Source organism: Nocardia sp. NPDC003183, from assembly GCF_053590715.1.
Genome location: NZ_JBSFTG010000008.1, coordinates 36,005 through 55,881 on the forward strand (window position 1 = coordinate 36,005; position 19,877 = coordinate 55,881).

General features: G+C 68.4%; 20 protein-coding genes. 18 read left to right on the plus strand and 2 right to left on the minus strand.

Annotated features, from left to right (window positions below; genetic code table 11):
- The first annotated feature begins 57 nt into the window (after positions 1–57).
- The 5 genes from ACWDXS_RS22645 to trmD all read left to right on the plus strand — a co-directional run bounded on the left by ACWDXS_RS22645 (position 58) and on the right by trmD (position 3,246).
- Entirely contained in the window at positions 58–1,152 is a 1,095-nt protein-coding gene (locus ACWDXS_RS22645) for an amidohydrolase family protein (protein WP_378992179.1), read from the plus strand.
- 208 nt (positions 1,153–1,360) lie between these two features.
- A complete protein-coding gene (gene rpsP, locus ACWDXS_RS22650) occupies positions 1,361–1,798 on the plus strand; it encodes a 30S ribosomal protein S16 (RefSeq protein ID WP_378626367.1) in 438 nt (145 codons plus the stop codon).
- Positions 1,798–2,040, plus strand: coding sequence for an RNA-binding protein (locus tag ACWDXS_RS22655; RefSeq protein ID WP_056811833.1), 243 nt, complete (start codon positions 1,798–1,800; stop codon positions 2,038–2,040). The genes rpsP and ACWDXS_RS22655 overlap by 1 nt, the downstream gene beginning before the upstream one ends.
- Positions 2,041–2,565 carry a ribosome maturation factor RimM gene (gene rimM, locus ACWDXS_RS22660; protein WP_378626368.1) on the plus strand — a complete coding sequence of 175 codons (525 nt, stop codon included), beginning with the start codon at positions 2,041–2,043 and terminating at the stop codon, positions 2,563–2,565.
- 3 nt (positions 2,566–2,568) lie between these two features.
- Positions 2,569–3,246 carry a tRNA (guanosine(37)-N1)-methyltransferase TrmD gene (gene trmD / locus ACWDXS_RS22665; RefSeq protein ID WP_449968397.1) on the plus strand — a complete coding sequence of 226 codons (678 nt, stop codon included), beginning with the start codon at positions 2,569–2,571 and terminating at the stop codon, positions 3,244–3,246.
- Between the two features lies 1 nt (position 3,247).
- Here the strand turns inward: trmD and ACWDXS_RS22670 are convergent, their stop codons facing one another.
- Both ACWDXS_RS22670 and ACWDXS_RS22675 read right to left on the minus strand, forming a co-directional pair.
- Positions 3,248–3,616: a VOC family protein gene (locus ACWDXS_RS22670; RefSeq protein WP_378992183.1), complete on the minus strand. Its 369-nt coding sequence runs from the start codon at positions 3,614–3,616 to the stop codon at positions 3,248–3,250.
- A 404-nt stretch (positions 3,617–4,020) separates the two neighbouring features.
- Positions 4,021–4,866, minus strand: a complete 846-nt coding sequence (locus ACWDXS_RS22675) for a LuxR C-terminal-related transcriptional regulator (protein ID WP_449968400.1) — start codon at positions 4,864–4,866, stop codon at positions 4,021–4,023.
- Between the two features lie 96 nt (positions 4,867–4,962).
- Between ACWDXS_RS22675 and ACWDXS_RS22680 the strand changes: the two genes are divergently transcribed.
- The 13 genes from ACWDXS_RS22680 (at position 4,963) to ACWDXS_RS22740 (ending at position 19,655) form a co-directional block, all read left to right on the plus strand.
- Positions 4,963–6,576, plus strand: a complete 1,614-nt coding sequence (locus ACWDXS_RS22680; RefSeq protein WP_449968402.1) for an AMP-binding protein — start codon at positions 4,963–4,965, stop codon at positions 6,574–6,576.
- Positions 6,576–8,189, plus strand: coding sequence for an AMP-binding protein (locus ACWDXS_RS22685; RefSeq protein WP_449968405.1), 1,614 nt, complete (start codon positions 6,576–6,578; stop codon positions 8,187–8,189). The genes ACWDXS_RS22680 and ACWDXS_RS22685 overlap by 1 nt, the downstream gene beginning before the upstream one ends.
- 95 nt (positions 8,190–8,284) lie before the next feature.
- The gene (locus tag ACWDXS_RS22690; protein WP_449968408.1) at positions 8,285–9,469 is read left to right on the plus strand and encodes an alpha/beta hydrolase family protein; all 1,185 of its coding nucleotides are present in this window, start codon (positions 8,285–8,287) and stop codon (positions 9,467–9,469) included.
- Between the two features lie 47 nt (positions 9,470–9,516).
- Positions 9,517–11,898, plus strand: coding sequence for a Tex family protein (locus ACWDXS_RS22695; protein WP_378992192.1), 2,382 nt, complete (start codon positions 9,517–9,519; stop codon positions 11,896–11,898).
- 28 nt (positions 11,899–11,926) lie between these two features.
- Entirely contained in the window at positions 11,927–12,805 is an 879-nt protein-coding gene (locus ACWDXS_RS22700; RefSeq protein ID WP_378992193.1) for a hypothetical protein, read from the plus strand.
- Positions 12,806–12,962: 157 nt separating this feature from the next.
- Positions 12,963–13,304, plus strand: a complete 342-nt coding sequence (gene rplS / locus ACWDXS_RS22705) for a 50S ribosomal protein L19 (RefSeq protein WP_071929278.1) — start codon at positions 12,963–12,965, stop codon at positions 13,302–13,304.
- Positions 13,305–13,390: 86 nt separating this feature from the next.
- A complete protein-coding gene (gene lepB / locus ACWDXS_RS22710) occupies positions 13,391–14,155 on the plus strand; it encodes a signal peptidase I (protein WP_378992195.1) in 765 nt (254 codons plus the stop codon).
- A 157-nt stretch (positions 14,156–14,312) separates the two neighbouring features.
- The gene (locus ACWDXS_RS22715) at positions 14,313–14,984 is read left to right on the plus strand and encodes a ribonuclease HII (protein ID WP_449968694.1); all 672 of its coding nucleotides are present in this window, start codon (positions 14,313–14,315) and stop codon (positions 14,982–14,984) included.
- 46 nt (positions 14,985–15,030) lie between these two features.
- The gene (locus ACWDXS_RS22720) at positions 15,031–15,336 is read left to right on the plus strand and encodes a DUF2469 domain-containing protein (RefSeq protein ID WP_011210678.1); all 306 of its coding nucleotides are present in this window, start codon (positions 15,031–15,033) and stop codon (positions 15,334–15,336) included.
- A 91-nt stretch (positions 15,337–15,427) separates the two neighbouring features.
- Entirely contained in the window at positions 15,428–15,784 is a 357-nt protein-coding gene (locus ACWDXS_RS22725) for a YraN family protein (protein ID WP_378992197.1), read from the plus strand.
- Positions 15,784–17,292: a YifB family Mg chelatase-like AAA ATPase gene (locus ACWDXS_RS22730; RefSeq protein ID WP_449968415.1), complete on the plus strand. Its 1,509-nt coding sequence runs from the start codon at positions 15,784–15,786 to the stop codon at positions 17,290–17,292. Before ACWDXS_RS22725 ends, ACWDXS_RS22730 begins: the two co-directional genes overlap by 1 nt.
- The gene (gene dprA / locus ACWDXS_RS22735) at positions 17,289–18,470 is read left to right on the plus strand and encodes a DNA-processing protein DprA (protein ID WP_449968418.1); all 1,182 of its coding nucleotides are present in this window, start codon (positions 17,289–17,291) and stop codon (positions 18,468–18,470) included. Before ACWDXS_RS22730 ends, dprA begins: the two co-directional genes overlap by 4 nt.
- Positions 18,471–18,731: 261 nt before the next feature.
- A complete protein-coding gene (locus ACWDXS_RS22740; protein ID WP_378626382.1) occupies positions 18,732–19,655 on the plus strand; it encodes a tyrosine recombinase XerC in 924 nt (307 codons plus the stop codon).
- Positions 19,656–19,877 lie beyond the last annotated feature (222 nt).

A 19,877-nucleotide genomic window follows, 5' to 3' on the forward strand; every position in this document is an offset into this window, starting at 1 on the left:
TGCGTGCGCCGATCCTGCGAGGTAGGTTCGGTTTCAGGCCGACGACTGGAGGTTCGTGTGCATCTGCGTGGTGTAGTTCTCCCCGGCGACCGGGAGCGCGACCTCTGGGTTGTCGACGGCGCCGTGACGTTCGAGCCCGTGCGCGGTGCCGAAACCCTGTGCGGCACAGGCTGGATCGTGCCCGGCCTGGTCGACGCGCACTGCCATGTCGGCATCCGCTACGGCGGCGGGGACGAGACCCGCGACGGCGCGATCGAGCAGGCCGAGACCGAACGCGACGCGGGGGCGCTGCTCCTGCGCGACGCGGGCTCGCCGATCGACACCCGCTTCATCGACGAGCACGCCGAGCTGCCGCGGATCATCCGCGCGGGTCGTCACATCGCCCGCCCCAAGCGCTACATCCGCGAACTCGGGATCGAACTCGACGACGAGCGCGACCTGCCCGAGATCGTCGCCGAGCAGGCCCGCTTCGGTGACGGCTGGGTGAAGATCGTGGGGGATTGGATCGACCGCTCCGTCGGCGACCTGCGCCCGCTGTGGAGTGACGACATCCTGAAGCAGGCCATCGACGCCGCCCACGCGAACGGGGCAAGGGTCACCGCCCACGTGTTCGGTGAGGACGCCCTGCCGGGCCTGATCAACGCGGGTATCGACTGCCTCGAACACGGCACCGGCATCACCGACGACACCATCGAACTGATGGTGGCCAACGGCACAGCCCTGGTCCCCACCCTGATCAATATCGACACCTTCCCCGGCATCGCCGACAGCGCCACGAAGTTCCCGGTCTACGCCGCCCACATGCGCGACCTGCACCGCCGCGTTCGCGACACCGTCGGCAAAGCCCACGAGGCGGGCGTCCCGATCTACGCGGGCACCGACGCGGGCGGCTCCATCCGTCACGGCCGCATCGCCGACGAGATCACCGCCCTGTCCGGCGCGGGCCTGTCACCCCACGAGGCTCTCGGTGCCGCGTCGTGGAACGCCCGCACCTGGCTCGGCCGCCCCGGTATCGACGAGGGCGCCCCGGCCGACTTCGTCGTCTACGCTCACGACCCCCGCGTGAACCCGCACTCGCTCACCGACCCACAATGGGTCGTGCTGCGTGGCCTGGTCGTGAAGACCCCCGATCCGGTCACCGGGCACCGCTGAATCGGCGTCGACGGCAATAGCGGAGGCGATTTCCGGGCGCGGCGGGTCGTCTGGCAGAATGAACCCTCGTCCTTCCTGGACAGTGTCAGCCCGTCTCCGGTTACGTACCGCGCGGCGGTCACGCACGCATGCGCGAAACCGGACCCGCAGACCATACGGGTCGCCGAATCGCGTGGTGACCAAAACTACTGAAAGAAGACTGAACAGCATGGCTGTCAAGATCAAGCTCACTCGTCTCGGCAAGATCCGCAACCCGCAGTACCGCGTCGTCGTCGCCGACGCCCGTACCCGTCGCGACGGCCGCGCCATCGAGTCCATCGGCCTGTACCACCCGAAGGAAGAGCCTTCGCTGATCCAGATCGACGCCGAGCGCGTCGCGTACTGGCTGTCGGTCGGCGCGCAGCCCACCGAGTCGGTGCAGCGTCTGCTGGAGATCACCGGTGACTGGCAGAAGTTCAAGGGCCTGCCGGGCACCGAGGGCACCCTGAAGGTGAAGGCCGCGAAGACCTCCAAGCTGGACCTGTTCAACGCCGCGCTGGCCGCCGCCGACAACGCGCCCACCACCGAGGCCGTCACCCCGAAGAAGAAGGCCGCCAAGAAGGACGAGGCTGCCGCTGAGGAAGCCGCCACCGAGGCTGCCGAGTAATGACTGCTGTTGTTGCCGATGCCGTCGAACATCTGGTTCGCGGCATCGTCGCCAACCCTGACGACGTCCGTGTCGAGCTGCTCACCGGACGTCGTGGACGCACCGTCGAGGTACACGTCCATCCTGAAGACCTGGGCAAGGTGATCGGGCGCGGTGGTCGTACCGCGACCGCGCTGCGCACCCTGGTCGCCGGCATCGGCGGCCGTGGGATCCGGGTCGACGTGGTCGATACCGACGCCTAGATGGAACTCGTCGTAGGTCGGGTCGCCAAGTCGCACGGTGTGCGCGGCGAACTCGTCGTCGATGTTCGCACCGACGAACCGGACGTCCGGTTCGCGCCGGGCGTCACGCTGCGCGGCAGGATGCCGAAGTCCTCGGCGACCCGTGACTACACCGTGAAGTCGGCCCGAGAGCACTCGGGCCGGCTTCTGGTGTTCGTCGACGGGATCGACGATCGCACCGCCGCCGACGCCCTGCGTGGCACGTTGTTCGTCGTCGACAGCGATTCGCTGCCGCCGTCGGAGGACGACGACGCCTTCTACGACCACGAACTCGAAGGCCTCCGGGTCGAGTTCACCGACGGCACCCTCGTCGGCACGGTCACCGAGGTGCTGCATTCGGCCGCGGGCGAACTGCTGTCGGTGCGTGCCGCCGACGACGGTCGCGAGATTCTCATTCCCTTTGTCACCGCCATCGTGCCGACGGTTTCGCTCGCCGATGGACTGGTTGTCATCACGCCGCCCGAGGGCCTGCTCGATCCGGAGTAATTCGTGCAACTCGACGTCGTCACGATCTTCCCGGAGTACCTCGAGCCGCTGCGGACCGCGCTGCTCGGCAAGGCTGTCGACAAGGGCCTGATCTCGATCGGTGTGCACGATCTGCGCCACTGGACGCACGACGTGCACAAATCGGTCGACGATTCGCCCTACGGCGGCGGTCCCGGCATGGTCATGAAGCCCACCGTCTGGGGCGAGGCCCTGGACGAGGTGTGCCCGGACGACGCACTGCTCGTCGTCCCCACGCCGGCCGGTGTGCCGTTCACCCAGGCCACCGCGCAGCGCTGGGCCACCGAGAAGCACCTCGTGTTCGCCTGCGGGCGCTACGAGGGCATCGATCAGCGCGTGTTCGACGATGCCGCCCGCCGCGTCCGCGTCGAAGAGGTGAGCATCGGCGACTACGTTCTCATCGGCGGCGAGGCCGCGGTGCTCGTGATGACCGAGGCCGTGGTGCGTCTGCTCCCCGGCGTGCTCGGCAATCAGCAGTCCCACCAGGAGGATTCGTTCTCCGACGGGCTCCTCGAAGGGCCCAGCTACACCCGGCCGGTGTCGTGGCGTGGCCTCGAGGTGCCCCCGATCCTGCTGTCGGGCGACCATGCCAAGGTCGCCGCGTGGCGGCACGAACAGTCACTGGAACGCACGGCGCAGCGCCGTCCCGACCTGCTGCCCTGACCTAACCCGGGATCACCCGGGTGGTGATACAGAACGGGTGCCCGGCGGGGTCGAGCAATACCCGCCAGCGCGGATCCGGTTGTACCGGTGCGGGTTTGGCGCCGATCGCGAGGGCGTGCTGTTCGCAGAGATCGAGGTCGGCGTCGGCGGCGAGATCGAGGTGCACCGCGGCCGTGCCGGGCCACTGCGGCGGGTAGTAGTCCTCGACGCGTTGCGCGGCGACCGTCAGTCCCGACGGGATTCGGATCCCGACGCTGTGCGCGTCGTTCCACAGGACACGGCCACCGAGCAGCCCGAGATAGAAGCGGGCGAGGGACTCGGGGTCGTCACAGTCCAGTGAGAGGCCGGCCAGTTGAAAAGGCTCCGTCATCGAAGCGACGCTACCGGGCGCGACGGGGACCGAGATTGTTTTCCCCTAAAGACATTTGGGTATCCATCCAGGTCGTTCTTTGTGCGATCGTCCATAGTGAGGGTTGCTGGTTCCATCCGGAACGGGTTCGGTTCCAGCGTCCGTCGGCGCGGTCGGGTCGGACGCGACGAGGCCGAACGGACGCTGCGCCGATGTTCCCAGTACAGGCACTGCGTCCCTTGATGATTGGACGCTGACCCGAGTGAGCGCTCGGTGACATTCGGTGTGGGGTGTCGCGCCCACGATGTGAGACCTTGCCGGTCCGATCGGTCGCGCCGGAGGCATTGCGGCGGATTCAGCGGCCGAATGACGGTGATATATCCCACATCTGATGCAGGGGTCGAAGCGGTCGTGGGTCGCGGCGGTCAGGGCAGCAGGCCGTGCCGCCGTGCCCGAGCCACCGCCTCGTGCCTGGTGCCGGCATCCAGCTTGCTCATCGCCTGGCGCAGGTAACTCTTGACGGTCTCGGCGCCGAGCGAGAGTCGAAGCGCCGCTTCCTGATTCGTGCAGCCGAGGGCGATCTGGGCGAGCACGTCGAGTTCGCGCCGCGACAACCGCGGCGCATCGCCGGCGGACTCGCCGGTCAACACCCCGGTCAGTCGTTCGCACACCCCGGAAAGCCGGTCGCGCAGGGCGAGATCGCCCGTGGCGGCCGCGAGGGCGCGAAGCTCGGCGTGGATCTCCCGCAACTCCTCGGTCGCCGCGGGGGTGGTCGTCGTCGGCGGTGTCGCGAGCTCGAGCAGCCGGACCCGCCGGTCCACCTCGTCACGGACGGCGATCTCCGCGGCCAGTCGCTTACCCGCCTGCAGGATCACCTCGGCGGTGCGGTCGCCGAGGGGGCCCGTGCCACGCGTGGCGGCGTACAGCACGGCGCGAGGTCGGTCGGCGACCAGCACCGGCACGGCCATCACCGACCGCAACCCTTCGCCGACGACCGCGGCGTCGTAGTGGTGGGTGATCGCGGACGAGCCTCGATAGTCGGCCACCGACGCGGGCCTGCGGTACTCCATGGCCTGCCCGCCGAGCCCGGAGGTGCGCAGCACCGACAGCCCGCGCAGACCGGTGGTGACGGTGCCGACGAACTCGGTGAGCAGCAGGGTGTCCTCGTCCACCGCGCCGCCGAACACCACCGGGACGCTCGCCCGTCCCGCCACCCAGCGGATCTCGGCGCGCAGCGCGTCACCGTCGCGCGGGCGCAACAGGGAAGTCATGGATCACCCCTTTTCGGGGGTAGTGGGACACGTGAGCTATGCCACATTCTAGGGCAGACCCGGTGGCCGATACCCGGGTGATGAGGAGAAGCTGCGATGACTACCGATCTGGACGTGCGGGTGCGCGACCTGCTCGACCACTACGACCGACCAGAGGCCTGTGCGGCCGATCTGCTCTGCGATCGGCACCCGGCCGGGCAGATCGCGTTCACGGTGATCGAGTCCGATCTGCGCGCCTACGACCTGACCTACGGTGAGCTGCGGGAGCGCTCGGCCCGGTTCGCCGCCGCGCTGGCCGAACTCGGCGTCGAACCCGGCGATCGGGTGGCGACATTGATGGCGAAATCCGTCGAGCTCGTGGTGGCGCTGCTGGGTATCTGGCGCCGCGGCGCGGTGCACGTGCCGTTGTTCACCGCGTTCGCGCCCCCGGCCGTCGAATTCCGGCTGACCGCGAGCCGCGCGAAGGTCGTGGTCGCCGATGCCGACCAGGCGCCGAAACTCGCGGCGGCCGGCTATCGGACGATCGTTGCCGGTGACGCCGACAGCCCCGGCGCGCTGCGCTTCGACGATCTGCTCGACGGGTACCGGTCCGACGACCCGCGTGCGAAGCCGGTAGCGGTAGGTGGCGACGGCCTGCTGGTCCAGCTGTTCACCAGCGGCACCACCGGAACCCCCAAGGGCGTGCCGATCCCGGTGCGCGCGCTGGCGTCGTTCCACGCCTACCAGGAGTTCGCCCTGGATGTGCGCCCCGAGGACGTCTTCTGGAACGCGGCCGATCCAGGCTGGGCGTACGGCCTCTACTACGCGATCCTGGGGCCGCTGGCCACCGGCGTGCGCAGCCTGCTGCTGCACGCGGGGTTCTCGGCGTCACTCACCTGGGACGTGTTGCAGCGCTTCGGCGTCACCAACTTCGCCGCCGCGCCGACCGTCTATCGGGCGTTGCGCGCCGACAGCGCTCCGGCTCCGGAGGGCTTCGCCCTGCGCCGGGCGTCGTCGGCGGGCGAGCCGTTGACCCCGGACGTGGTGGCCTGGTCGCAGCGGACACTCGGGGTTGCGGTGCGTGACCACTACGGTCAGACCGAGCACGGCATGGTGATCTGCCATGCGTGGCACCCCGCCCTCGATGTGGCCGTCCCGCCCGGTTCGATGGGCAGGCAGCTCCCCGGGTGGTCCTGTGCGGTCCTCGCCGAGGACGTCGACACCGAGGCGGCACCCGGTGAGATCGGCCGGGTCGCCATCGACACCCACCACAGCCCGCTGCTCTGGTTCCTCGGCTACCTCGACGATCCGGAGCGCACCGCGAGCCGATTCACCGCCGACGGACGCTGGTATCTGACCGGTGACGTCGCCTCCCGCGATTCCGACGGCTGCTTCCGCTTCAGCTCCCGCGACGACGACGTGATCATCATGGCGGGCTACCGGATCGGCCCGTTCGAGGTCGAGAGTGTGCTGGTTCTGCACGAGCAGGTCGCCGAGGCCGCCGTGGTCGGGATGCCCGACGAACTGCGCGGCGAGGTGCTGGAGGCCTTCGTCGTGACCCGCCCCGGCGCCGAGGGCAGCGCCGGGTTGGCAGCCGAACTGCAGCAGCTGGTCAAGGACGAGTTCGCCGCCCACGCTTATCCGAGAAGGGTCCATTTCGTGGACAGCCTGCCCAAGACGCCCAGTGGCAAAGTGCAGCGATTCCTGCTGCGCGGCAAGGAGATCCGGTGATGTCCGAACTCAGCTACAGCTGCGGTCCCGCCGAGGTCGCGCTGCTCGGCGACACCATCGGCGCGAATCTGGACCGCGCCATCGCGGCCCACCCCGCGCGTGACGCGCTCGTCGACTGCCCGGCAGGGCGTCGCTGGACCTACCGCGAGGTGGGTGCGGCGGTCGACGCCGTCGCGACCGGTCTCGCCGCACACGGCATCGAACCCGGTGACCGGGTCGGCATCTGGGCACCCAACTGCGCGGAATGGTTCCTCGTGCAATACGCCACCGCGAAGATCGGTGCCATCCTGGTCAACATCAACCCCGCCTACCGCACCAGCGAACTCGAATATGTTCTCGTCCAGGCCGGGGTGCGCACGCTGATCGCCGCAGCGGAGTTCAAGAGCTCGGACTACGTCGCGATGATCGAGCAGGTCCGGCCGAACTGTCCCGCCCTGGAACAGGTGCTGATTCTCGGCACCGAGCCGTGGCGGCAGGTGGCCGAAACCGTGCCGGACGGGCAGCGGCTCGGTGCGATCGCCGAGACGCTGTCGGCCGACGACCCGATCAACATCCAATACACCTCGGGAACAACGGGTTTCCCGAAGGGCGCGACGCTGAGCCACCACAACATCCTCAACAACGGGTTCTTCGTCGGCGAACTGTGCGGATACACCGAGGCCGATCGGGTCTGCATCCCGGTTCCGTACTACCACTGCTTCGGCATGGTGATGGGCAATCTCGCGGTCACCTCCCACGGTGCGACCGCGGTGATTCCGTCGCCGTCGTTCGATCCGGCCGCGGCGTTGGCCGCTGTCGCCGCGGAACGCTGCACCTCGCTCTACGGTGTGCCGACGATGTTCATCGCGATGCTGGCCGAACTCGATTCCGGCGCCGACTACGACCTGTCGAGCCTGCGCACCGGCATCATGGCGGGCTCACCGTGCCCGGTCGAGGTGATGAAACGGGTGATCGATCGGCTGGGGATGAGCGAGGTGTCCATCTGCTACGGCATGACCGAGACCTCACCGGTGTCCACGCAGACCCGTCGCGACGACAGCATCGACCGGCGCACCGCCACCGTCGGCCGGGTCGGCCCGCACCTCGAGGTGAAGGTGGTCGACCCGGAGACCGGGCGCACCGTGGCGCGTGGCGAACCGGGCGAACTGTGCACCCGCGGCTACTCGGTGATGCTCGGGTACTGGGAACAGCCCGACAAGACCGCCGAGGCGATCGACGCCGCCCGCTGGATGCACACCGGCGACATCGGCGTCATGGACGCCGACGGCTACCTCGCGGTCACCGGCCGGATCAAGGACATGGTGATCCGCGGCGGCGAGAACATCTACCCCCGCGAGATCGAGGAGTTCCTCTACACCCACCCCGATATCGTCGACGCCCAGGTCATCGGCGTCCCTGACGCCAAATACGGTGAGGAGCTCATGGTCTGGCTCCGTCTCCGTGAGGGCGCGAAACCCCTCGACGCCGACACCGTCCGTACCTTCTGCGCCGGACGCCTGGCTCACTACAAGATCCCGCGCTATGTGCACGTGGTCGACGAGTTCCCGATGACGGTCACCGGCAAGGTGCGCAAGGCCGAGATGCGCGAACTTGCCAGGGACATCCTCGGCTGAGCGGCTGGAGCGCACCCTGGCTCGATCCGTCGCGGGCACCAGCGCTTGTTGCTAGCGTGTTCGCGACGGTCGGGCGTTCGGGATGGTACTGAACAATGATGGGGGAGACGGTGTTCCGTCGTGTAGTGGTGGTATCGATGTCGGTCTGCGCGGTGGTCGCGTCGAGTGCGGGTGGTGCCGGCGCCGGGCCGGGCGGGGTCGGCGTTCTCCCGAGTCCCAGTGCAACTCTGCCGGTCGGCGCCACGACGCTGCACCTGGTCGACGACGCACGGCCGGATCCGTTCCAGCCCGACCGGTCGAGGGAACTGATGGTCTCGGTGTTCTACCCGGCGACCGAGGTGAATCGCTACCCGCGTGCGCATTACGCGTCGACCGAACTGATCCCCGGACTGGAGGACGAACTCGGCATCGAGCTGCCCGGCGCCCTGACTCACGCCCACCGGGAGGCGCCCGCGCAGGCGGCGGGCGCCTACCCGGTCGTGCTGTACACCCCCGGCGCCGGTGTCTCGCGGATTCTGGGCACCGGGCTCGCCGAGGACCTGGCCTCGCGCGGCTACGTGGTGGTGACCATCGATCACACCTATGAAACCGGTCCGGCCGTCGAGTTCCCCGGCGGCCGGCTCGTGCGGCCCGCCCCGGCGCCCAACGGCTTCGACACCGCGATCCGCGAGAAGTACATCGCCGCACGGCTGCTCGATCTCCGGTTCGTGCTCGACTCCCTCGCCGGGCTGGCCGCGGGGACCAACCCCGATGCCGAATCCGACCCCCTACCCGCCGATCTGGGCCGGGTGCTCGACCTGAACCGGGTCGGCGCCGTCGGACATTCGTCGGGCGGGTACACCGCCGTCGAGGCCATGCACGAGGACCGCCGCATCGACGCGGCCGTCGACATGGACGGGCAGATCGGGGTGGACGAGGCGTTCGGCCGCGCGGTGACCGAGGGCGTCGATCGGCCCACCCTGGTCCTGACCAGCGAGCAGATCGAGGACGTCGGTGATGCGAATCCGTCCCTCGACGCGTTCTGGCGGGGGGCCACCGGCTGGAAACGTCATCTGGCCATAGCGGATTCGGCGCACTACGACTTCACCGACATGCCGTCGCTGGTACCCGCCATCGCCCGGCCCGCCGCGTCGACCTACCTCGGTGCCATTGATCCGGATCGCATGGCGTCGCTCGTGCGGGGCTACGTCGCGGCGATGTTCGACAAATTCCTGCGCGAACGCACCGACACCGTGCTGGATCGCCCGATCACCGAACCCGAGGTGCGGACAATCCGCTGACCTGGGTGCCAGCGCGGTGTCGGTCATGAGCTGTAGTCTCTGCGGCTGTGACGACAGCGCCCGAGATCGCCGACAGCACGACCACCATCGCCAGCGTAGGCAGGCGGATCGCCGATGAACTGGGGGTGCGCGAGACCCAGGTCCGCGCCGCCGTCGAACTGCTCGACGGTGGTTCGACGGTTCCGTTCATCGCGCGCTACCGCAAAGAGGTCACCGACGGCCTCGACGATGCCCAGTTGCGCCAGCTCGAGGAACGGCTCGGGTATCTGCGTGAGCTCGACGAGCGCCGCGGCGCGATCATCGAATCCATTCGCGGCCAGGGCAAACTCGATCCCACTCTGCACTCGCAGCTCATGCTCGCCGAGACCAAGGCGCGCCTGGAAGACATCTACCTGCCGTACAAGCCCAAGCGCCGCACCAAGGCGCAGATCGCGCGCGAAGCCGGACACGAGCCGGTGGCCGACGCGCTGATCGGCGACCCGGGCACCGATCCGGCCGCCTACACCGCCGAACAGCTCGACGGCGCCCGCTCGATCCTGGTCGAACGCTTCGCCGAAGACGCCGACCTGGTCGGTGAGCTGCGTGAGCTGATGTGGAAACGCGGCCAGATCACCTCCACGGTGCGCGCGGGCAAGGAGGAGGCGGGAGCCAAGTTCTCCGACTACTTCGAGTTCAGCGAGCCCTTCCACAAGCTGCCCTCGCACCGGATCCTGGCGCTGCTGCGCGGGGAGAAGGAGGAGATGCTCACACTGCATCTCGAAGCCGACACCGACGAACCGGCACCCGGCGAGCGCACCCTCTACGAGGGCCGCATCGCGGTCGCCTTCGGCATCGCCGACAAGGGCCGTCCGGCCGATTCCTGGCTGCTCGACACCGTCCGCTGGGCCTGGCGCACCAAGCTCGCCGTGAGCCTGGGTATCGACACCAGGATGCGGTTGCGCCAGGCGGCCGAGAAGGACGCGGTCGACGTGTTCGCCGCGAACCTGCGCGACCTGTTGCTCGCCGCACCCGCGGGCACCCGCACCACCATGGGCCTCGACCCCGGTTACCGCACCGGCGTGAAGGTCGCCGTCGTCGACGCCACGGGTAAGGCCGTCGCGACCGAGGTGATCTACCCGCACAAGCCGCAGGGGCAGACCGAGAAGTCCCTCGCGGTGCTGGCCGCGCTCGTCGCCCGCTTCGGTGTGGAGCTCATCGCCATCGGCAACGGCACCGCCTCGCGCGAGACCGATGCCCTCGCGGTGGAACTGATCTCGCGGATTCCGGAGAACAAGCCGACCAAGATCGTGGTGTCGGAGGCGGGCGCCTCGGTGTATTCCGCATCGGCCTACGCCTCGGCCGAATTGCCCGACATGGACGTGTCGCTGCGCGGCGCGGTCTCCATCGCCCGGCGTCTGCAGGACCCGCTCGCCGAACTGGTGAAGATCGATCCGAAGTCGATCGGCGTCGGCCAGTACCAGCACGACGTATCCGAGACGCTGCTCGCGCGCTCGCTGGGCGCGGTCGTCGAAGACGCGGTGAACGCCGTCGGTGTCGACGTGAACACGGCTTCGGTGCCGCTGCTCTCGCGCGTGTCGGGTGTTTCCTCGTCGGTGGCGGAAAGCATTGTGGCCCACCGTGATCAGAACGGGCCTTTCAACAGCCGCAAGGCCCTGCTCGAGGTTCCGCGCCTGGGGCCGAAGGCTTTCGAGCAGTGCGCGGGCTTCCTGCGTATCCGCGGCGGTGCCGACCCGCTGGACACCTCCGCCGTGCACCCCGAGGCCTATCCGGTGGTGCGCCGCATTCTCGAGCACACCGGCCGGGAGATGGCCGAGGTCATCGGTAACACCAGCACTCTGCGCGCGTTGAAGCCCGGCGACTTCACCGACGAGAAGTTCGGTGTGCCCACCGTCAGCGACATCATCGCCGAGCTGGAGAAGCCGGGCCTGGACCCGCGTCCGGAATTCAAGACCGCCGAGTTCGCCGCGGGCATCGAGAAGGTCGCCGACCTGAAGCCCGGGATGGTGCTCGAGGGCGTCGTGACGAATGTGGCCGCGTTCGGCGCGTTCGTCGATGTCGGCGTTCATCAGGACGGTCTCGTGCACGTGTCGGCGCTGTCGCACACCTTCGTCAAGGATCCGCGCGAAGTGGTGAAGTCCGGTGACGTGGTGAAGGTGAAGGTGCTCGAGGTCGACGTCGCCCGTCAGCGGATCGGGCTCACCCTGCGGCTCGATGACGAGCCGGGCAAGCCCGCGCAGGGGGACAATCGTGGAGGTGGCGCGCCGCGCGGTCAGGGTCGTGGACAGCAAGGCGGTCGTGGTCCGGCGCCTGCCCGCAACCAGGGACAGGGGCGTCAGGGCAACGGCGGCGGTAACCAGCGCAAGCAGGCTGCGGCACCGAGCGGTTCGATGGCAGACGCCCTGCGCGCGGCTGGTTTCGGCAACAAGTAGGTAGCAACTCGACGACAGGGCGGGCGGCATGCGACGGTGGCTCGAGGAAGCGGTGATCGCGCACGGCCGCCTGCCCCTGCTCTGTTTCCTGCTGGGGTTCATCCTCGGCTTCGTGGTGATCCGGGTGAGTGTGCGGATGATCCGGGCCAATGTGCGCTGGTGGCCGGGCAATGTGAAAGCCGGCGACACCCACATCCACCACATGGTGTTCGGCGTGATCACCGTGCTGCTGTCGGGCATCGGGCTGATCGCCACCGCCGAGGACTCCACCCAGGTCACCTCGAGCGTGCTGGCCGCGATCTTCGGGATCGGCGCCGCGCTGGTACTCGACGAGTTCGCGCTGATCTTCTATCTGCGTGATGTCTACTGGTCCGAGCAGGGCCGAACCTCGGTGGACGCCGTCTTCGTCGCCTTCGCCGTGACCGGTCTGCTCCTGCTCGGCGTCCAACCGGCGACGTTTCTGGACTACGACGACTTCCGGGCATCGCGTGGTGTCGGGGTGCGGGTCGGGGTGGTGATCACGATCACAGTGAATCTGGTGCTCGCCGCGATCGTGATCGCCAAGGGCAAGATCTGGACCGGGCTGTTCGGCATGTTCTTCACGCCGCTGCTGCTGGTCGGCGCGGTGCGCTTGAGCAGGCCGGGCGCCCCGTGGGCACGTTGGCGCTACGGTCACCGGCCCAAGACCATGAACCGCGCGGTCGCGCGGGAGCGGCGCTACCGTCGCCCGGTCATCCGCGCGAAGATCTTCATCCAGGACCTGATCGCGGGCAAGCCCGACGTCGAGCACGCGCGTACGGCAGCCGAGGCGGAGTTGGCGCGTACCGTTGTCCCGGCGCCCTCGGCACCGCCGCCGCATCCGCACCTGCTGCCGCGCCGCCGAACCGACCAGACCGACGAGCAGTGAGGCCCGATTTCGAGCAGGGCTACCCGGTCTGGCACAATGAACCGGTTGCCTTGGACGAGTCATGTCCGAGAGCACTCCTGTTCTGAGCATGAACCGGTCGAGCGCGCGAGTGCCGCCAGGTTCCTCTGTTCACGCAAAGAATCCGAAAAGGTGGAAAATGAACACCCTTGATTTCGTCGACGAGAAGTCGCTGCGTAGCGACGTCCCCGACTTCCGTCCGGGCGACACCCTGAACGTGCACGTGAAGGTCATCGAAGGCTCGAAGGAGCGCATCCAGGTCTTCAAGGGCGTCGTGATCCGGCGTCACGGCGGCGGCATCGGCGAGACCTTCACGGTCCGCAAGGTGTCCTTCGGCGTCGGTGTCGAGCGCACCTTCCCCGTGCACAGCCCCAACATCGACCACATCGATGTCGTGACCCGCGGTGACGTGCGTCGCGCCAAGCTGTACTACCTGCGCGACCTGCGCGGCAAGGCTGCCAAGATCAAGGAAAAGCGCTGATCTCGCAGTAGCACTTCGCAGTACCAGAATTCTTCAGGTAGCCCGGTACCCGACTCACGTCAGGGTGCCGGGCTACTCTGTTCGGCGTGGCAGACGAAAGTGAGTCGGTGTCGGTGTCCGATTCGGGTGACGAAGGCGGGCGGCGCAGAAAAAAGCGCGGCGACAAGAAGCAGCGCCCGTTCTGGCAGGAGCTGCCGATACTCGTCGTGATCGCAGCGGTGATCGCCGCGTTGATGGTGACTTTCGTCGGTCGGCCGTATGTGATCCCCTCGCAGTCGATGGAGAACACGCTGCTGATCGGTGATCGCATCTACGTCCAGAAGATCAGCTATTACGGCTCCGAACCCGGACCGGGCGACGTGGTGGTGTTCGTCGGACCGCCGTCGTGGAACGGGCACTACAAGTCGGTGCGTTCGGACAACACTGTCGTGCGCGGTCTGCAGAACTTCCTGTCCTACTTCGGGCTGGTCCCGCCGGACGAGAACGATCTGGTCAAGCGCGTGATCGCGGTCGGCGGGCAAACCGTGCAGTGTTGTGATCCGCAGGGGCGCGTGATGGTCGACGGCAAACCGCTCGACGAGCCGTACATCAAGAAGGACTACCCCTGGTACACCGACCGTCCCAACGCCGTGTACCCGGCGGGCCGGGTGTTCGGCCCGGTGAAGGTGCCGGAGGGCAATCTGTGGGTGATGGGCGACAACCGCAACGAGTCGGCTGATTCGCGCGCCCACGTCAGCGACGATCTACAGGGCACCGTGCCGGTGGACAACGTCCGCGGCAAAACGGTGTTCAAGATCTGGCCGCCGAACCGGATGGGCCCAGTGAAGACCCAGAACCCGCAAGAGAACTAGCGCGACGAGGACGAGTGTTCTGGGCCAGAACGCGCAAGAGAACTGACACGTTGAGCAGGGGTGTTCCGGGGCGAACGCGCACCCGGAACACCCAGTCGAACTGACGCGACGGGACAATCGAACTGTGGGGCAGGATCGGACCAGCTGGCCGCCGCGGATGGTGATGCGCCGGGCGGCGGGACTACGCACGCTCGAGGCCGCGCTCGTGCGCGGTGGCCTCGCGCCGGTGGCCGGTGTCGACGAGGCGGGGCGCGGACCCTGCGCGGGTCCGCTGGTGGTCGCCGCGTGCCTGCTCGCGCCCAAGGCCTACGACAAGCTCGCCGGGCTCGACGACTCCAAGAAACTCACGGAGGCGGCCCGTGAGGAGCTGTTCCCGGTGGTTCAGCGGTTGTCGCTGGCCTGGAGCGTCGTGGTGGTACCTGCGTGGGAGATCGACTCGATCGGGATCCACGTCGCCAATATCGAGGGCATGCGCCGAGCCGTCGTCGGCCTCGAACGCACCCCCGGCTACATCCTGACCGACGGATTCAAGGTGCCCGGCCTGCCCGCACCGTCGCTGCCGGTGATCGGCGGCGACGGCACCGCGGCCTGCATCGCGGCCGCGAGCATCCTGGCGAAGGTGACCAGGGACCGGATGATGGTCGAGCTCGACGCCCAGCTACCCGGCTACGGTTTCGCCGCGCACAAGGGCTACAACACGCCCGAGCACACCGCCGCCCTGCGGCAGCTCGGACCGAGCACAGAACACCGCCGTTCCTGGCGGAATGTGCGCGAGCTCGAGGCGCCTGGAGGTAGCCGAGTGGCTACTCGCGCGGCACATGCGCGATGATGTCACCAATGAACGCGGCGCTGCTAGCAGGAGGACGTCCCACCCGATGAGTGCTGAGGACCTCGAGAAGTACGAAACCGAGATGGAACTGTCGTTGTACCGCGAGTACAAGGACATCGTCGGCCAGTTCTCGTACGTGGTGGAGACCGAACGGCGCTTCTACCTGGCTAATTCGGTCGAACTGCGTCCGCAGAACGCCGACGGCGAGGTGTATTTCGAAGTGCGGATGAGCGATGCGTGGGTATGGGATATGTACCGCCCGGCACGCTTTGTCAAGCACGTTCGGGTGATCACGTTCAAGGACGTGAACATCGAGGAGCTGGAGAAGCCGGACCTGCGCCTGCCGGAGTAGTTGTCCACAGGGGCGCGGTTATCCACAGGATTTCTGTTTGCCCAGGTCGCGGGGGACAGCCACGTGAGCGTCTGTGGCCATGCTTTCGCTCATGGCACACAAACAGGCGCTCGGCGCGTACGGGGAGAAGCTGGCCGCGCAGTATCTGTGCGAGTCGGGGATGGAGATCGTCGCCCGCAATTGGCGGTGTCGATACGGTGAGCTGGACCTGATCGTCCAGGACCCGTCGATTACCGCGTTCGTCGAGGTGAAGACGCGGTCGGGGCTGGGGTTCGGAACTCCGGCCGAGTCGGTCACCTTCAGCAAGCAGCAGCGCATCCGCCGGCTGGCGCTGCTGTGGCTGGCCGAACAGGACGGGCCGTGGCGGCGTATCCGCTTCGACGTCGTGTCGGTGCTGATGCCGCGGGGGCGCGGGCCGGTCATCGAACATCTGACCGGCGCGTTCTGATGGCGCTCGGACGGGCGCTGTCGGTCGCGGTGACGGGGGTCGACGGGCAGCTGGTGGAGATCGAGGCCGACATCGGTCAGGGTCTGCCCTCGGTGAATCTGGTCGGTCTGCCCGATACCGCCCTGCAGGAATCGCGCAATCGGGTGCGTTCGGCAGTGGCCAACACGGGGGAGAAGTGGCCGGACGGCCGGGTGATCCTGGCCCTCTCGCCTGCGACGCTGCCGAAAGTGGGCAGTGTCTACGACCTCGCGCTGGCGGTTTCCGTGCTCGACGCCTCCGGGGTGGTTTCCGGCGAGCGGCTGGTGAAAACGGTGCTGCTGGGGGAATTGGCGCTCGACGGGCGGGTTCGGCGGGTGCGCGGGGTGCTGCCCGCGGTGATCGCGGCCCGGCGGGCCGGGCTGCCCACGGTGGTCGTGCCCGCCGAGGCGGTGGCCGAAGCGGGGCTGGTCGAGGGGATCGAGGTGCTCGGGGCGACGAGTCTGCGGGCAGTGGTGGCCTGGCTGCGCGGGGAGGGCCAGCTGCTCGAACCCGACGGCGTCGTGCCGGGGACACAGGTCCCGTGCGGTGACCTCAGCGATGTCGTCGGACAGGACGAGGCGCGCTGGGCGCTGGAGGTCGCTGCGGCAGGCGGACACCATCTGCTGCTCACCGGGCCGCCCGGGATCGGCAAAACGATGTTGGCACAACGTCTTCCGGGACTGCTGCCACCGCTGTCGGAAGCGGAATCGCTGGAGGTGACCGCGATCCATTCGATGGCGGGATCGCTGTCGGCCGAGCAGCCGTTGCTCACGTTGGCTCCCTTTGTCGCGCCGCATCATTCGACGTCGGTCACCGCCATGATCGGCGGTGGTTCCGGCATGGCCCGTCCCGGCGCGGTCAGCCGGGCCCATCGCGGGGTCCTGTTCCTCGACGAATGCGCCGAGATCGGCACCAAAGTCCTGGAGGCACTGCGGACTCCGCTCGAAGAGGGGGAAGTGCGTATCGCCCGGCGCGACGGCGTTGCCCGGTACCCGGCCCGCTTCCAGCTGGTCTTGGCGGCCAATCCCTGTCCGTGCGCTCCGGCACGCGATGTGGACTGCATCTGCGCGCCACTGGCACGACGCCGCTACCTGGGCAAACTATCGGGGCCGTTGCTCGACCGCATCGATATCTGGGTCCAGATGCACGGGCAGGCCGGTGCGACGTTCGGCGACGAACAGGCCGAGAGCAGCAGCACGGTGGCCGAACGCGTGGCCCGGGCGCGAGCCCGCGCGGCGCAGCGGTGGAGCGAGGACGGGTGGGCGACCAATGCCGAAGTGCCGGGCCACATTCTGCGGAAGCGATTCACGTTGCCGCGGGAATCGATCGCGCCGATCGAGACGGCCTTACGGCTGGGGCGCATGTCGGCCCGTGGTGCCGATCGGGCCATCCGGGTCGCCTGGACGGTCTGCGACCTGCGCGAAGGGGAGCTGCCCACGGTGCGGGATGTGATGTCGTCGTTGAACTTCCGGCAGCGAGGTGCGCAATGAGCGAATCGCGTGCGGTCGGCGACATGGTGGATCTCGACGGTGATCCGGACGAGCGCCGACTCGCCTGGGTGTACCTGTCGCGGGTGGTACAGGGGCCGTGTGCGCCACTGTCGGCCTTGATCGCCTCGGTCGGGGTGTGCGAGGCCGCGCGTGCTGTCCGTGAGCACGAGTTGCCCGCGGCACTGCGTGGTCCCACCGCGATGCGGCGTGAGATCGACTCGGCAGCAGCGGATCTGGAGGCGATTGCTCGTCTGGGCGGGCGGGTGATCACTCCCGACGACGAGGAATGGCCGGGCTGGCGGATGCTCGGACTCGACCAACTCGACAGCGAGCGCGATCGCGAGGCGGCGGTGCCGCTGGTGCTGTGGGCGCGGGGTCCCCTCTCGCTCCACACCGCATCCGAACGTGCTGTCGCGGTGGTCGGTTCGCGGTGTAGCAGTGGATACGGGTTGCAGGTGGCGAGCGAGATCGCGTGCGACCTGGCAGGCCGGGGCTGGACGATCGTCTCCGGAGCGGCCTTCGGCATCGACGCGGCGGCGCACCGGGCGGCCCTCGCCGTCGGTGGAACCACCGTCGCCGTCCTCGCCTGCGGTGTCGACCGTCCCTATCCGGCGCAGCACGACCGCCTGCTCGCCGCCATCGCCGACAGTGGTCTGGTCGTCAGCGAATACCCGCCGGGCATCTCGGCGCAGAAACATCAGTTCCTGGCGAGGAACCGGTTGATCGCGACGCTCGGGGACGGGGTTCTGGTGGTCGAGGCAGGGCTGCGCAGCGGCGCTCGCAACACCGTGAAATGGGCCCGCAGACTGGGCAGGCCGGCCATGGCTGTGCCGGGGCCGGTCGGGTCGGCCTCCTCGACAGGCTGTCATCGCATGATCAGAGACGGCGAGGCGCTTCTGGTAACCCGAGCCGAAGACATCATCGACGAAGCGGGTCCCCTCCGCCTCCCTGTCAGCGAAGGTGGCTCGACGGACCGCGCCGGCCACCTGCGCGGTGCTGAAGCTGAGATCTACGCGGCTCTACCCACCATCGGCTCGCGTCTACCTCGCGAACTGTCTCAGCAGTCCGGCTTGGACCTGGCCACGGTTCGAGCGGTCCTGCCGTGCCTGGAGCTCGCCGAACTGGTCGGCTGCGATTCCGGTGGCTGGTTTCGGACATCCAGTCGACGGGCCAGCTGACACGGTGGGCGTCCAGCGGGGGTGAGGTGTGGACATCGACGTTTCAGGCGAGCGCAGGTCGCGTGACGTGTGGACATCGACGTTTCGGCGAGTACAGGTCTGTCCCGGCTGCGCGGCAATGGTCGAGTGGGATCGCGACTGAGTGCTTCGCAGGCCGGGCGGCGACGGTGCAAAGACGGGCAGTACGGGGCAGCGGACCGTTCGGTCGGCTCGGCGGCGTGGTGGGTTGCGTGGGGGACCGGGAAGGGTGACGGTTGGGTCATGGATGTGTTGCCTGATGACCTGACCGCGTTGCTCACCGAGTTCGGGCGGCATCTGCGGTTGGGCCGGAATCGGTCGGCGCATACGGTGCGGGCGTATCTGGGGGATGTGCGGTCGTTGCTCGAGCATCTGTACGCGCGGTCGGCGGATTCGGCGGTGCGGGAGCTGGATCTGCCGTTGCTGCGGTCGTGGTTGGCCGAGCTGGCGGCGGCGGGGGTGGCGCGGACGACCCTGGCTCGGCGGGCATCGGCGGCAAGGACTTTCACCGCGTGGCTGACCGAGACCGGGCGGCTCGGTGTCGACCCGGGGCTGCGCCTGCAGGCTCCGAAAGCCCATCGCGTGTTGCCCGCGGTGCTCGGGCGTGGTCAGGCCGAACAGGCCATGGTCGCGGCGGAATCCGGGGCGGCGCAGCAGGATCCGATGGCGCTACGGGATCGGCTGGTGGTGGAGTTGTTGTACGCCACCGGGATTCGTGTCAGCGAGCTGTGCGGTCTCGATCTCGACGACATCGACCGGGAGCGTCGTCTGGTGCGTGTGCTCGGCAAGGGCAACAAGGAGCGCTCGGTACCGTTCGGTGGTCCGGCCGACACCGCGCTCGAGGCCTGGCTCCGGGCGGGCCGGCCGTCGCTGGTCAACAGCAACTCGGGCCGCGCCTTGTTCCTCGGCCAGCGCGGTCGCCGCCTCGACCAGCGCCAAGCGCGTGCCGTCGTCCACGACGTCATCGCCGCGATCCCCGGCGCTCCCGACATGGGCCCGCACGGCCTCCGCCACAGCGCCGCCACCCACCTCCTCGAGGGCGGCGCCGACCTGCGCGTTGTCCAGGAACTCCTCGGTCACGCCAGCATGGCAACCACCCAGCTCTACACCCACGTCTCCGTAGAACGCCTCAAACGTGTCCACGACCAGGCCCACCCCCGCGCCTGACCGTGTCGAGTCGGTCTTCGGCCCGGTCGACTTCGATGGCTGATCGTGTCGAGTGGGTACTCGGCCAGGTCCCGTGCGCGGCCGACCGACTCGAGTGGTCAGCGGCCGGCCCACCCGGCGACCGGTCGCCTTGGAGCGGTTTTACGCCCGATCCCACCCGTCGGCAGGTGACCTCGGTCTGGCCCGCAACGTGCCTATTCTCGTGTCCGGTCTGGAAGTCGG

Coding starts and splice junctions, on each gene's coding strand:
- rpsP (WP_378626367.1), top strand. CDS start 1,361: ATGGCTGTCAAGATCAAGCTCACTCGTCTCGGCAAGATCCGCAACCCG.
- ACWDXS_RS22655 (WP_056811833.1), top strand. CDS start 1,798: ATGACTGCTGTTGTTGCCGATGCCGTCGAACATCTGGTTCGCGGCATC.
- rimM (WP_378626368.1), top strand. CDS start 2,041: ATGGAACTCGTCGTAGGTCGGGTCGCCAAGTCGCACGGTGTGCGCGGC.
- ACWDXS_RS22670 (WP_378992183.1), bottom strand. CDS start 3,616: ATGACGGAGCCTTTTCAACTGGCCGGCCTCTCACTGGACTGTGACGAC.
- ACWDXS_RS22675 (WP_449968400.1), bottom strand. CDS start 4,866: ATGACTTCCCTGTTGCGCCCGCGCGACGGTGACGCGCTGCGCGCCGAG.
- ACWDXS_RS22680 (WP_449968402.1), top strand. CDS start 4,963: ATGACTACCGATCTGGACGTGCGGGTGCGCGACCTGCTCGACCACTAC.
- ACWDXS_RS22685 (WP_449968405.1), top strand. CDS start 6,576: ATGTCCGAACTCAGCTACAGCTGCGGTCCCGCCGAGGTCGCGCTGCTC.
- ACWDXS_RS22690 (WP_449968408.1), top strand. CDS start 8,285: ATGATGGGGGAGACGGTGTTCCGTCGTGTAGTGGTGGTATCGATGTCG.
- ACWDXS_RS22700 (WP_378992193.1), top strand. CDS start 11,927: ATGCGACGGTGGCTCGAGGAAGCGGTGATCGCGCACGGCCGCCTGCCC.
- rplS (WP_071929278.1), top strand. CDS start 12,963: ATGAACACCCTTGATTTCGTCGACGAGAAGTCGCTGCGTAGCGACGTC.
- ACWDXS_RS22715 (WP_449968694.1), top strand. CDS start 14,313: ATGGTGATGCGCCGGGCGGCGGGACTACGCACGCTCGAGGCCGCGCTC.
- ACWDXS_RS22720 (WP_011210678.1), top strand. CDS start 15,031: ATGAGTGCTGAGGACCTCGAGAAGTACGAAACCGAGATGGAACTGTCG.
- ACWDXS_RS22725 (WP_378992197.1), top strand. CDS start 15,428: ATGGCACACAAACAGGCGCTCGGCGCGTACGGGGAGAAGCTGGCCGCG.
- ACWDXS_RS22730 (WP_449968415.1), top strand. CDS start 15,784: ATGGCGCTCGGACGGGCGCTGTCGGTCGCGGTGACGGGGGTCGACGGG.
- dprA (WP_449968418.1), top strand. CDS start 17,289: ATGAGCGAATCGCGTGCGGTCGGCGACATGGTGGATCTCGACGGTGAT.
- ACWDXS_RS22740 (WP_378626382.1), top strand. CDS start 18,732: ATGGATGTGTTGCCTGATGACCTGACCGCGTTGCTCACCGAGTTCGGG.